11 protein-coding genes are annotated in these 13,233 nt (G+C 32.9%); 7 read left to right on the top strand and 4 right to left on the bottom strand.

Going from position 1 to position 13,233, the window contains the following annotated elements:
• Positions 1 to 5 precede the first annotated feature (5 nt).
• The 3 genes from miaB to ACZ098_RS12675 form a co-directional block, all read right to left on the bottom strand.
• Complete coding sequence (gene miaB / locus ACZ098_RS12685; protein ID WP_487312124.1) at positions 6 to 1,451, bottom strand: tRNA (N6-isopentenyl adenosine(37)-C2)-methylthiotransferase MiaB; 1,446 nt, start codon at positions 1,449 to 1,451, stop codon at positions 6 to 8.
• A 257-nt stretch (positions 1,452 to 1,708) separates the two neighbouring features.
• Complete coding sequence (locus tag ACZ098_RS12680; protein WP_487312123.1) at positions 1,709 to 2,353, bottom strand: nucleotidyl transferase AbiEii/AbiGii toxin family protein; 645 nt, start codon at positions 2,351 to 2,353, stop codon at positions 1,709 to 1,711.
• Positions 2,350 to 2,811 (bottom strand): helix-turn-helix transcriptional regulator, encoded by a 462-nt coding sequence (locus ACZ098_RS12675; RefSeq protein WP_487312122.1) that lies wholly within the window; start codon positions 2,809 to 2,811, stop codon positions 2,350 to 2,352. The genes ACZ098_RS12680 and ACZ098_RS12675 overlap by 4 nt, the downstream gene beginning before the upstream one ends.
• Positions 2,812 to 2,938: 127 nt before the next feature.
• Here ACZ098_RS12675 and topA point away from each other — a divergent pair, with 127 nt between their 5' ends.
• From topA to ACZ098_RS12640, 7 genes are all read left to right on the top strand, one after another.
• Positions 2,939 to 5,455, top strand: coding sequence for a type I DNA topoisomerase (gene topA, locus ACZ098_RS12670; RefSeq protein ID WP_487312121.1), 2,517 nt, complete (start codon positions 2,939 to 2,941; stop codon positions 5,453 to 5,455).
• A 3-nt stretch (positions 5,456 to 5,458) separates the two neighbouring features.
• Positions 5,459 to 6,613 carry a formimidoylglutamase gene (locus tag ACZ098_RS12665; protein ID WP_487312120.1) on the top strand — a complete coding sequence of 385 codons (1,155 nt, stop codon included), beginning with the start codon at positions 5,459 to 5,461 and terminating at the stop codon, positions 6,611 to 6,613.
• Between the two features lie 242 nt (positions 6,614 to 6,855).
• Positions 6,856 to 8,262: a T9SS ring complex lipoprotein PorK/GldK gene (gene porK / locus ACZ098_RS12660; RefSeq protein ID WP_487312119.1), complete on the top strand. Its 1,407-nt coding sequence runs from the start codon at positions 6,856 to 6,858 to the stop codon at positions 8,260 to 8,262.
• Between the two features lie 60 nt (positions 8,263 to 8,322).
• Positions 8,323 to 8,958: a type IX secretion system motor protein PorL/GldL gene (porL, locus tag ACZ098_RS12655; protein ID WP_487312118.1), complete on the top strand. Its 636-nt coding sequence runs from the start codon at positions 8,323 to 8,325 to the stop codon at positions 8,956 to 8,958.
• Between the two features lie 58 nt (positions 8,959 to 9,016).
• Positions 9,017 to 10,552 (top strand): type IX secretion system motor protein PorM/GldM, encoded by a 1,536-nt coding sequence (gene porM / locus ACZ098_RS12650; protein WP_487312117.1) that lies wholly within the window; start codon positions 9,017 to 9,019, stop codon positions 10,550 to 10,552.
• Between the two features lie 64 nt (positions 10,553 to 10,616).
• Positions 10,617 to 11,591 (top strand): type IX secretion system ring subunit PorN/GldN, encoded by a 975-nt coding sequence (gene porN / locus ACZ098_RS12645; RefSeq protein WP_487312116.1) that lies wholly within the window; start codon positions 10,617 to 10,619, stop codon positions 11,589 to 11,591.
• Positions 11,592 to 11,678: 87 nt separating this feature from the next.
• Complete coding sequence (locus tag ACZ098_RS12640) at positions 11,679 to 12,740, top strand: NAD(P)/FAD-dependent oxidoreductase (RefSeq protein ID WP_487312115.1); 1,062 nt, start codon at positions 11,679 to 11,681, stop codon at positions 12,738 to 12,740.
• Here the strand turns inward: ACZ098_RS12640 and ACZ098_RS12635 are convergent.
• Entirely contained in the window at positions 12,737 to 13,132 is a 396-nt protein-coding gene (locus tag ACZ098_RS12635) for a DUF983 domain-containing protein (RefSeq protein ID WP_487312114.1), read from the bottom strand. The two genes, ACZ098_RS12640 and ACZ098_RS12635, sit on opposite strands and share 4 nt — an antisense overlap.
• Between the last annotated feature and the right edge of the window lie 101 nt (positions 13,133 to 13,233).

Raw genomic sequence — 13,233 nt, 5'->3', positions numbered from 1 at the left:
GTTTTTTAATTCATCTCAGAATACCCAACAGCAACACCTTTCAACGTACCACTAGTGCAACTTTCAATTTTCACATTTACAAAATCACCAATTTTATAATTCTCTTTAGGGAAAACTACCGTTATGCTTTGTGAGTTTCTTCCTGAAAACTCTTCTTTCGATTTTTTAGATAATTTTTCGATTAAAACTTCAACCGTTTTACCAATAAATTCTTCGCTTCGTTGCCAAGCATGCTTTTGTTGTAAATCTACAATTTCTTGCAAACGTCTGGCTTTGGTTTCTTCTGGAACGTCGTCTTCCATTTTTCTTCCAGCCAATGTTCCTGGTCGTTCAGAATACGAGTACATATATCCAAAACTATATTTCACATATTCCATTAACGATAATGTATCTTGATGATCTTCTTCTGTTTCTGTCGGGAAACCAGCAATCATGTCTTGCGAAATTGAACTTTCTGGGATTATGGTTTTAATCTTATCAATCAGCGTCATGTATTCTTCACGCGTATGCAAACGATTCATTTCCTTCAAAATTCTGTTACTTCCAGATTGAACCGGCAAGTGAATGTGCTTACAAATATTAGGGTATTTCGCAATAACATGCAACACACTTTCGTGCATATCTTGAGGATTTGAAGTAGAAAAACGGATTCTCATTTTAGGAAAGCCAACAGCAACCATTTCAAGTAAATTATCAAAATCTACCGAAGTCGCCTTTTGCATTTCACTAGCATTTACAAAATCCTTTTTCAATCCGCCACCATACCAAAGGTAACTGTCAACATTCTGACCCAAAAGCGTAATTTCCTTAAAACCTTTGTCCCACAAATCTTGAATTTCACTCATAATACTTTGTGGCTCACGACTTCTTTCACGACCACGAGTAAAAGGCACAACACAAAACGTACACATATTATCACAACCGCGAGTGATAGAAACCAAAGCTGTAATTCCGTTACTCATCAAGCGCACTGGCGAAATATCTCCGTAGGTTTCTTCTTTACTTAAAATTACGTTTATAGCATCGCGACCTTCTTCCACTTCGGCAAGTAAATTGGGTAAATCCTTGTAAGCATCAGGTCCAACAACCATGTCTACAATTTTCTCTTCGTCAAGAAATTTCTCTTTCAAACGTTCTGCCATACAACCCAAAACCCCAACTTTCATTGACGGATTGGTTCTTTTTACAGCATTGTATTTCTCCAAACGTTTTCTGATAGTTTGCTCTGCTTTATCACGAATAGAACAGGTGTTTACCAAAACCAAATCGGCTTCCTCCAAAACCTGCGTAGTATTGTAACCATTATTAGACAAAATGGAAGCCACAATTTCGCTATCCGAAAAATTCATAGCGCAACCATAACTTTCTATATAAAGTTTCTTTGTATTTTCTACTTTAGTATCAAGAACTAGACTTTGTCCTTGTAATTGTTCATCAATTTCCTTTTCCATACTTTATTATTGTCATTCCGAAACTTCGAAATCAGGACTACAAAGATAATACTAAATTATAAAATCTGACAAGATGGCAGTTTTGTTTTAACTTTTTTTTATTAGAAGCTATTCCAGCTTTACGTTGCAAGTCCTCACAAAAAAAATAAAGTTTCTAAAGTCTTAAAAAGAGCTTCCGTTGGTCGCTTTTTTAAAACAAGAAACTTTTACTTTTTTTGCTCCGGGCTTTACACTTTAATCTGGGCTAGGGTAATCTGCTACTTACCAATATATTCATAAAAATCCAATTTTATTATTTCCCAGGTTTTTCCTAATAAGCAAATAGGTTCAAAATCGGTGTCGGCTAAATCAAAATTCACCAATTGTTTTTTAATTTTAGTAAAATCATCATTATAGGGATAACGTTTTTTGAATAAATCTATCATTTCATCAAGACTCATTTTGTCAAGGTAATAATGCAAATCCCAAAAATCTTTTTTTCTTCCGCCACGCAATACTACATCAAGTTTCATGGCAATTATTTCATTAGCAGTTGCCATTCTTATGTTTTCAATAACAATTGGATTTTCAATAAACTCATCGGTGTAGTATAAATCTATTTTGACAAAATCATCTTTAGAATTTCCAACTTCAAAATAAGTTCCAAAACTAACGTTGTCTAAGTTTCGTGAACTACAATAGGAATATTTGTTTTCTAAAAAATCTTTTATTGCAACGTAATCAATTGAACCATATTCATTATCTGTAAATAAAGCAATATCAACAGACATTCTGTGACCAATTTGCAAACTCAAGGAAGTTCCGCCTACTAATCTAAAAGGCGTGAAAATATCTTCGGCTATAATTTCTCCCAAAATATCTTTGAGCAACGGTTTTACAGTGTTCCAATACAATTCTTTCATCGTAATTTTATAATTGATAAAATTTTATCTACTTCATTTGATCCGTAAAAATTCCTAATTTCTTTCTCTTCTATTTCGTTTCCGTATGAAAATACTCTTTGAATTATAGATTTCTTCATCAATCGCCAATCAATTTTTTCATAAGTTGTGTCCCAAAAAATACCTTTTCTAAATTTGCTTAAATCAGGTTTGTAATTTTCATCTTTCTTAGCTTGCTTAATATCGTAAAAAACCTGTAAAGTCATTAAAAAACCTTCTTCAAATCCTAACTTATCTTCAATTTTTAAAGACAAATCCACATTCATATTTCGACTACCTTTTATAATTGAACCCAAAGTTTGCGGATATTCATCAATAGATAGCGCAAATTGTCTTTTGCTGATGTTTCTTTTCAGCAATTCACGTTCAATTATTTTTCCAGGATGAACTCCTTTTAATATGTCAAGTTTCGATTTCATTAGTACAAATGTAAACAAATTTGTTTACATAAATTTAATTTTCAAATGAATTCTATTTCCAAAAATTGCATCTGTTCTTATATATTTAAAAAAAACTTCTACTTTTGCCACACAAACAAAAAAGTAAATGGCAAAGAATTTAGTAATAGTAGAGTCACCAGCAAAAGCAAAAACCATCGAGAAATTTCTTGGCGCAGACTACCAAGTAGAATCGAGTTATGGTCATATTGCCGACTTGCCTTCCAAAGAAATAGGAGTAGATGTCGAAAACGGATTCAAGCCTAAATACGAAGTTTCAGCCGATAAAAAAGCATTGGTTACCAAACTTAAAGGACTAGCGAAAAAAGCCGATATGGTTTGGTTGGCTTCCGATGAGGATCGCGAAGGAGAAGCTATTTCTTGGCATTTATCAGAAGAATTAAATTTAGATAAAAACAAAACTAAACGAATTGTTTTTCACGAAATCACCAAAACTGCCATTCTAAAAGCAATAGAAAATCCGAGAGAAATAGATTACAATTTGGTTAATGCACAACAAGCAAGAAGAGTTTTAGATAGATTGGTTGGTTACGAATTGTCGCCAGTTTTATGGAGAAAAATCAAAGGCGGACTTTCTGCAGGTCGAGTTCAATCGGTTTCAGTACGATTAATTGTTGAACGCGAACGCGAAATTCAAAATTTTAAAGCAGTCGCAAGTTATTCGGTTGTTGCTGAGTTTGTGAATGAAGCAGGAAGAGCTTTTAAAGCCAAATTACCAAAGAATTTTAATACAAAAAAAGAAGCCGAAGATTTTTTAGCCAAAAATATAGGTTCTAATTATAAGGTAGCCGATTTAGAAACTAAACCTACCAAAAAAATGCCTGCTGGACCATTTACAACGTCAACTTTACAACAAGAAGCAGCACGTAAATTGTATCTTCCAGTAGGAATTACCATGCAATTGGCGCAGCGTTTATACGAAGCCGGATTGATTACTTATATGAGAACGGATTCTGTTAATCTTTCGAAGGATGCCATGGATGCAGCGCAAGCAGAAATCATTCATTCTTACGGAAAGGAATATTCTAAGCCAAGAACATTTACCAACAAAAGTAAAGGCGCACAAGAAGCTCACGAGGCGATTCGTCCAACAGACATGTCGCGTCACACTGTAAATATTGATAGAGATCAGGCAAGATTGTACGATTTAATTTGGAAAAGAACCTTGGCTTCTCAAATGGCTGATGCCGAATTGGAAAGAACAAACGTAAAAATCGAAGCTAATAATCATCAAGAAGTTTTTACAGCATCTGGAGAAGTTATCAAATTTGAAGGTTTCCTTAAAGTGTATTTAGAAGGAAACGATGATGACGAAGACGAGCAAGAAGGCATGTTGCCAGCAATGAAAGTCAATGAAAAACTGATTAACAATTACATCACGGCAACCGAAAGATATTCGCGTCCACCTAGTCGTTATACCGAAGCTGCTTTGGTGAAAAAATTGGAAGAATTAGGAATTGGTCGTCCATCAACCTATGCGCCAACTATTTCTACAATTATCAACAGAAGTTATGTAGAAAAAGGAACTTTGGAAGGTCAGGAACGAAAATATACGCAATTGACATTACAAGCAGGTAAAGTTTCGGATACTATTTTAAAAGAAAACACAGGATCGGATAAAGGGAAATTAGTTCCAACTGACATCGGTAATATCGTAACCGATTTCTTGGTTAAGAATTTTGATGCGATTTTAGATTATAATTTCACTGCTAAAGTGGAACAAGATTTTGATGAAATTGCAGAAGGAAACATCAATTGGACGATAATGATGCAGGAGTTTTACGATAAATTCCATCCAAATGTAAAAGACGTTGAAGCGAATGCTGATAGAGAAAGTGGAGAACGTATTTTAGGAAAACATCCAGAATCTGGTAAGACGGTTTTGGTTCGTTTAGGTAAATTCGGCGCGATGGCGCAAATTGGTGATAGCGAAGACGAAGAAAAAAAGTTTGCTAGCTTGCGTCCGGAACAAAATATTGGTACCATAACTTTGGAAGAAGCATTAAATTTGTTTTTACTTCCAAAAGCTTTAGGAACTTATAAAGGTGAAGAAGTTGAGGTAAGTCTTGGGCGTTATGGACCATTTATTAGATTTGGAGCTACGTTCGTGTCGCTTCCAAAAGGTGAAGAACCGTTAGATGTCGACTTAGAAAGAGCCAAAGTTTTAATTGATGAAAAAGCACAAGCTGATGCTCCTATTGCCGTTTACAAAGGTGAAGGTGTTCAAAAAGGAACTGGACGATTTGGACCGTTCATCAAATGGAACGGAATTTTCATTAATGTATCTAAAAAATATAATTTTGATAATTTGTCTCAAAACGATATTGAAGAATTAATTGAAGACAAACTGCAAAAAAATATTGATAAAGTCATCCACAATTGGGAAGCTGAAGGAATTTTGGTTCAAAAAGCACGTTGGGGTAGAAGTGAAATCACCAAAGGTAAAATCAAAATTGAATTGAGTAAAGATGTTGATGCGACGAAATTAACATTAGCCGAAGTTCAAGAAATGATTGAAAAGAAAGCTCCAGCGAAGAAAGCGGCAACTAAAAAAGCACCGGCAAAAAAACCTGCTGCCAAAAAAGCAACTACAAAAAAGAAATAATACATGGAATTCGACTTTTTAAAACCAATTGATACTAATTTGCTGATTGAAATTAAAAACGGTTCCTCTCAGCAGTTGTCAAGTAAAGTTGTGTTTCATACAGATGATGATTTTCCAGATTTAGATAAGGTTAAAATTGCTATTATTGGAGTTTTAGAAAATAGAGGTACTAGTTTTGCACTATCTTCTACCGTTGATTTAGCGCCAATTAGAAAAGAATTGTATTCACTCTTTCCTGGAAACTGGCAGCACATCATAGCTGATTTAGGTGATATTTTACAAGGAAATTCAATTGAAGATACTTATTTTGCTTTACAGAAAGTAACTTCTTCATTAATTAAGAAAAAAATAATACCTGTTGTTATTGGTGGTTCTCAAGATTTAACCTATGCACTTTATCGTGCTTACGATTCGCTAGAACAAATGGTGAATTTAGTTGCAATAGATTCAAAGTTTGATTTTGGTAAAGAAGATGGAGCGCTATCATCAGAATCCTATCTTTCTAAAATTATTGTTGAAGAACCTAATAACCTTTTTAATTACAGTAATATTGGTTATCAAACCTATTATAACTCACAAGAAGAAATTGATTTAATCGAAAAATTATTTTTTGATGCATTTCGCCTTGGAGAAGTATCTAGTAATATATCGATTTCGGAGCCGGTTTTTCGAGATGCCGACCTTGTAAGTGTAGATTTAACATCTATAAAGTCTTCTGATTCAGGAAATTTCGATATATTTGTTCCGAACGGATTTAATGGAAAAGAGATTTGTTCACTGGCACGATATTCTGGAATAAGTGATAAAGTTTCAATGTTTGGAATTTTCAATCATGGATCAAGTTCAAGAGAATCGAACTTAATTGCTCAAATAATTTGGTATTTTATAGAAGGTATTCATTTTAGATCAAACGAATATCCTTTTGGAACTAATAAAAATTATTTAAAATATATTGTTCCGTTTGATGACGAGGAAATAGTATTTTTTAAGAGTGATAAAACAGATCGTTGGTGGATAGAAATTCCATTTTTTTCAAATGTTAATAATAAATTAAAAAAACATACGTTATTACCATGTTCGCATGAAGATTATCTCGCTGCAATTAATCAAGAATTGCCTGAAAGATGGTGGAAAGCACAACGAAAAAGTATTTTGTAATTTAACAGTACATTAACTTTAACTTTTGCAAATATTTGTAGTATTTAAATTACAATAACAATTTATTAGAACATTTTATCGTTAAAATATGCATTTTGTCGATAAAATATTTTTAAGATTAAAAATATTGACTTATTTTTGGTTATTGAAAAAAAAAATTAGAAGCATTTAATTGTTTTTTTCAAAAAAAATAGATAGGTTTACGCCCTTTAAAAATTAGTACACAATTAACCCAAATTTATATGAAGAAGTTCATTGCATTTGCATCTGTTTTAACTCTTTTAGTTAGCTGCGGTAAGTCCGGAGATAAAGGCGAATTAGTCGGAGTAAAAGGTAAAAAATGGCATCCAGAAAAACCATACGGAATGACTTTAGTTCCAGGTGGAGCATTTATAATGGGTAAATCTGATGATGATTTAGCCAATGTACAAGATGCACCAACAAAGACAGTAACAGTGCGTTCATTTTACATGGACGAAACTGAAATTACAAATAGTGAGTACCGTCAATTTGTTGATTGGGTTAAAGATTCTATCATTAGAGTTCGATTAGCGATACTTGCTGATGAACAAGGTATCACAGCTGCTACAGGTAAAACTGGAAAAAATGGTGGAAGCATCGGTGCGTTTGCGTTTGCAAATACCGACGAATCTAAAATGACTCCATACGACAAATATATGTATGAAAATTACTATAGTGTTGGTACGGAAGATGATCAATATGCTGGTAGAAGGCTAAATAGAAAAGTGAAACTAATTACCGATACCAAAAAATATCCAGATGAATTTTACACAGAAGTAATGGATACCATGTACTTACCTGTTGCAGAATCATACAATGGATTAAGAACAATTGATGTAAATAAATTGCAATTTCACTACTCTTGGATGGATATTCAAGCTGCAGCTAAAGCTAAGGTAGGTAAGAGAAGTAAGTTTATCAAAACAGAAAACACTCCTGTATATCCTGATACAACAGCGTGGATTAAAGATTTTGCTTATTCATATAACGAGCCAATGCACAATGATTATTTTTGGCACCAAGCTTACGGAGATTATCCTGTTGTTGGGGTGAACTGGAAGCAAGCAAAAGCATTTTGTGCTTGGAGAACATTAAATAAAAACATTTATGTTAAAAAGAAAAAAGGTAGAGATTTAATAAACTCTTTCCGTCTTCCTACAGAAGCTGAGTGGGAATATGCTGCTAGAGGTGGTATTGAATCTGGAACATTTCCATGGGGTGGTCCTTACACTAAGAATGATAGAGGTTGTTTTATGGCAAACTTTAAACCTAATAGAGGAGATTATGCTGCCGATCAAGCATTATATACTGTAGAGGCTAAGTCTTATGAGCCAAATGGTTATAATTTATATAACATGGCTGGAAACGTTGCTGAATGGACTGATTCTTCTTATGATGCTGCATCTTATGAATATGTTTCAACAATGAATCCAAATGTTGCTGATGCTACTAACAAACGTAAAGCTGTTCGAGGTGGATCATGGAAAGATGTATCCTATTATTTACAAGTAGGAACAAGAAATTTTGAATACCAAGATACTGCAAGAAGTTATATTGGTTTCAGAACAGTTCAAGATTACATGGGAACACAAACAACAGGAAATTCTAAAAAACCTGTAAAATTATAAAAACCGAATATTAACTAACTATTTATATTAAAACTTAACTAACTAAAATTAACTATTATTATGGCATTATTAAGTAAAAAAGCAATGAACTTTGCTTACGGAATGGGAGCAGCAGTTGTAATTATCGGAGCTCTATTTAAAATTCAACATTACCCTGGAGCTGGACCTTTATTAATTATTGGTCTTGTTACTGAAGCTTTGATTTTTGGTTTATCTGCTTTTGATCCAGTTGACAAAGAATTAGATTGGTCTTTAGTATATCCAGAATTAGCTGGAGGAGAGGCTAAAGCAAAAACTATAAAAGGTGAAGATCCTAAAGATGCACAAGGATTATTATCTCAAAAATTGGATAATATGCTGAAAGAAGCTAAAATTGATGGAGAATTAATGGCAAGTTTAGGTAACAGTATCAAGAATTTTGAAGGTGCTGCTAAAAGTATTTCGCCAACTGTTGATGCAATGGCTGGACAGAAAAAATATGCTGAGGAAATGACTAAAGCAGCTTCTAATTTAGAAACTCTTAATGGTTTGTATGCAGTTCAAGTACAAAGTGCTGAGAAAAACGCTCAAATTAACAATGAAGTTGCAGAAAATAATTTGAAATTAAAAGATCAAATGCAGTCTTTGACTTCAAACCTTTCTACATTAAACAACGTTTATGGTGGAATGCTTTCTGCTATGAGTAACAAAGGATAATAATTAGTTTTAAACTAAATTTATATTAAACAATTTTAAACTAAACTAATTAGAAAAAATGGCAGGAGGAAAATTAACCCCTAGACAGAAGATGATTAACCTGATGTATTTGGTTTTTATCGCAATGTTAGCTTTGAATATGTCCAAAGAAGTATTATCGGCTTTTGGATTAATGAATGAAAAATTTGAGTCTGCTAATAAGGCTTCAATTGAAAATAATAGGTCTTTATTATCCACCATTATTTCAAAAGGAAATGATAGTCCTGCCACTTTTGGCGAGGCGAAAAATGTTTCCCAAAAAATTGCTGGTATTTCCAAGTCATTCTATGACTACATTGGTACCCTAAAAGCAGATGCTACTAATGGTGTTGAGCTAGAAGAGGATGGGAAGCTTCCATACGAGGCAATGGATAAAGGCCCACACATAGACGAAACTTGGTTTTCAGGTGATAACTATTCAGCTAAAGGTAAAGCAATTGTTGATGCAATGAATAAATATGTTGCAGATATGAAAGCTGCCGTTGGTAATAATAAAAAATTATCTTCAGTTGTTAAAGAAATTGAATCTAAATTTAACACAGCTGACGTAAAAGATAGAGAAGGTGTGACAAAAAAATATTTAAACTATCATTTTGAACATTTCCCTGCTATTGCATCTTTAGCTAAACTTACAGCTTGGCAAAATGATGTTCAAAAAGCTGAGTTTGATAGTTACAATATTTTGTTAGGAAAAGCTGCAGTTGATGCTTCTTCTATGAAAAATTATACGGCATTAGTAGTACTTGATAAAAACGCTTATTTTCAAGGAGAAAAAGTAACAGGTAAAGTTGTATTAGGTCGTTATGATGAGAATACAGTTCCGACTGCTTTTCAAGGTCCTGGGAAAATAGAAAATGGTCAAGCGGTGATTTCTATGACTGCTGGGTCAATTGGTGAGCAAACCATAAAAGGTCAATTTTCTTTCTTAGAAGATGGAAAAACTGTTCCACTTCCATTTGAAGGTAAATATGTAGTTGTTCCTAAGCCAAATTCAGCAACAATTTCTGCTGATAAGATGAATGTTGTTTACCGTGGTGTTGTGAATCCTATGACTATTACATTCGCTGGAGTTGCAGACAACAATGTTACTGCAAGTGCAACAGGATTAACTAAAGGTTCTGGAAATGGAAAATACAATTTGTCGCCTGGTGGCGGTACGGAAGTTATTGTTAATGTAAATGCAAAATTACCAAGCGGCACTGTTAGCGATAAAAAAGTTTTTAGAATTAAAAATATACCAGCTCCGTTTGGTGCAATTGGTGGAGAAACAGGTTCTTTAAAAGGTGCTAAGTCTCGTTTAGGTGTTTCTCAAGTTAGTGCTAAATTACTAGATTTTGATTTTGATTTAAATCTAAGAGTTACACAATTTACATTTAAAGTTACTGGTCAAGCTGCTGTTATTGTTAATGGTGATAGAGTTGATGCTCGTTGTAATGCCGCAATGGCAAAAGCTACTAGAGGAGATCAAATTACTATTTCTGATATTAAAACTGTTGTACAAGGTTCAACAATTTTACTTCCTAAGACTGCACCAGTAATTTATGAAATATTATAATAAAAATTAAGTAATTGCGTTATTGTTAAAAAATATTTTCTTTCAATAATTTAGAATTTATATCATGAAATTTAAAAACCTTTTATTTGTAGTTTTCTGTTCAATAGGAGTTACCTCGACTTTCGCACAGTCAAATTTGCTAAATGCGAAAACTCCAGCCGATATAGGAAAGAAAACAGCTGCACAGCAAGAATCTGACAATGATAAACCGCTTCCTTATGGATATGTTCATGATAGAGATGTTTTAATGGCAAGAACTACTTGGGAAATTATTGATTTGGATGAAAGAATCAACTTTCCTTTATATTTTCCTGTTGATACGGCTAGTATAGGAAAGGAGAGAAGATCTTTATTTACTGTTTTACTAAATGGTATTAAGAGTGGAAAGATTACAGAAGTATATGCTGATGATTATTTCAATACTAAAAAATCTTTAAGCGATATGCAGTCTTCTTTTAAATTTAGGGATACTACAGATGGAGGTCGTGAAGAGATTAATAATTTTAGAGATTTGTATTATCCACAACCTGTAACTTCTAGAAAAAAAGTTAATGGTAAATGGGTGACTGAAACTACAACTCCGCCTGCTAAAGTTCTTGATCCTCAATACATCGATGAAAGAGAGCTTACTGCAAGAGATATTTCTGGTTTTAAAATCAAAGGTTATTGGTATTTTGATAACCGTCAGAGTGAATTGAAGTATCGTTTGCTTGCTCTTTGTCCAGTTGCTCCTGAAGCTAGAGAAATTGGAGCTGATAATCCTGACGTTATCGAGTTGTTTTGGGTTTATTTCCCAGCAATAAGAGATGTACTTCATGAAGCAAAGGCTTTTAATCCTAAAAACTCTGCTATGCCAATTACTTTTGATCATCTATTAAATTCTCGTCGATTCAGTGGTGAGATTTATAAAGAAGACAATGTTTATGGTGATAGACAAGTTGAAGATTACATGAAAGAAAATGCTCAATTACAATTGTTAGAATCTGAAAAAATTAAAGATAAAATTCGTGATTTCGAACAAGATATGTGGAACTATTAATTTCATATAAAATATTTTAAAAAACTCTTACTGAAAGGTAAGAGTTTTTTGTTTTCATAATGTACTTTTACAATTTATACTATTCTTATGCTTGATTATATTATTGTTGGTTGTGGATTGGCTGGTATCGCATTTGCAGAAAATGCTTGTGAAAATAACAAATCATTTATTGTAATCAATAATCAATCTCAAAATTCCTCAAAAATTGCTGGAGGTTTATATAATCCTGTTATCTTGAAAAGATTTAGTTCTGTTTGGAAAGCAAAAGAACAATTACATTTGGGAAATGATTTTTATTCCAAACTAGAAATCAAATTGAATTGTAAGTTAGACTATAAATTACCATTATTAAGAAAACTCTTTTCAGTGGAAGAGCAAAACAATTGGTTTATTGCATCAGACAAACCCAATCTCTCTGAATTTTTATCTAGTACGTTAGTCACTAAAAAATTTAACTCTATTCCTTCAAAGTATGCTTTTGGAGAAGTACTATTTTCTGGTTATGTTGATACCCATTTGCTTGTTAAAGAATATGTAAATTATTTGAAAAAACGTAACTTTTATTTAGAAGATAATTTTGATCACAGTAAAATTATTTTCAATACCGATAGTGTTGAATACAAAAATATAAAAGCAAGGCATATCATTTTTGCAGAAGGCTTTGGTATGCGTTTAAATCCGTTTTTTTGCGATTTACCTCTTGATGGAACTAAAGGCGAATTACTTATCATAAAAGCGGCTAATCTGGATTTAGATGTAATCATGAAATCGTCTATTTTCGTTGTTCCACTTGGTAATTATTTGTATAAAGTTGGCGCTACGTACAATTGGTCTGATAAAACCAATGATCCTACAGAAGAGGCAAAAAATGAATTGCTAAAGGATTTAAGAGAATTGGTTACTTGTGATTTTGAAGTTATCGAACATCGTGCTGGAGTTAGACCAACGGTTAAAGACAGAAAACCATTAGTTGGTACACATCCTGATTTTAATACGCTTCATGTGCTTAATGGACTTGGAACTAGAGGTGTTATGTTAGCGCCAGCAATGGCCAAAGACTTATTTAATTTGATTGAGCATAAAATTCCTTTGGATATTCATGTTGACATCAAAAGAATAAAGAATTTGAAATCTAAAGAACAATTTTAGTTTTCTTTCTTATGGTTTTTCCAATTCTTGTCAAAGGAAATAAACATGTTTATGTATATGTTTCGAGCTAGTCTTGCGGTAATTGGCATCAACACCACAATCCCAATAATTATAGCTAGAAGTGATTTATTTGCATTTAAAACAATAAAAGTATTTAGTATCAAGAATACTAAGATTCCTATTAGAACTGTTAATCCGTAACTAACATACATTGCGCCATAAAAAAACGAAGGCTCGACCTGATATTTTAACCCGCAGTGACCACAATGTTCATGCATCTTGTATAAATTTCCGACATTATATGGGTTTTTATCCACATACATGCTTTCTTCATGACATTTAGGACAAGTTCCTGTTAAAATACTATATAATTTGAATCCTTTTTTTAACATTTGCAAAAAATTTGTTTTACCATTATTTTGGTTGTACAAATTTACGATTGAAAAGCTGATATCTAATTTAATATTGTCTTAAAATCAACACAATCTTTTAA

The organism is Flavobacterium sp. SP2, from assembly GCF_057626655.1.
Note: the sequence above shows the minus strand (reverse complement) of the source record. Positions and strands in the feature narration are given on the sequence as shown.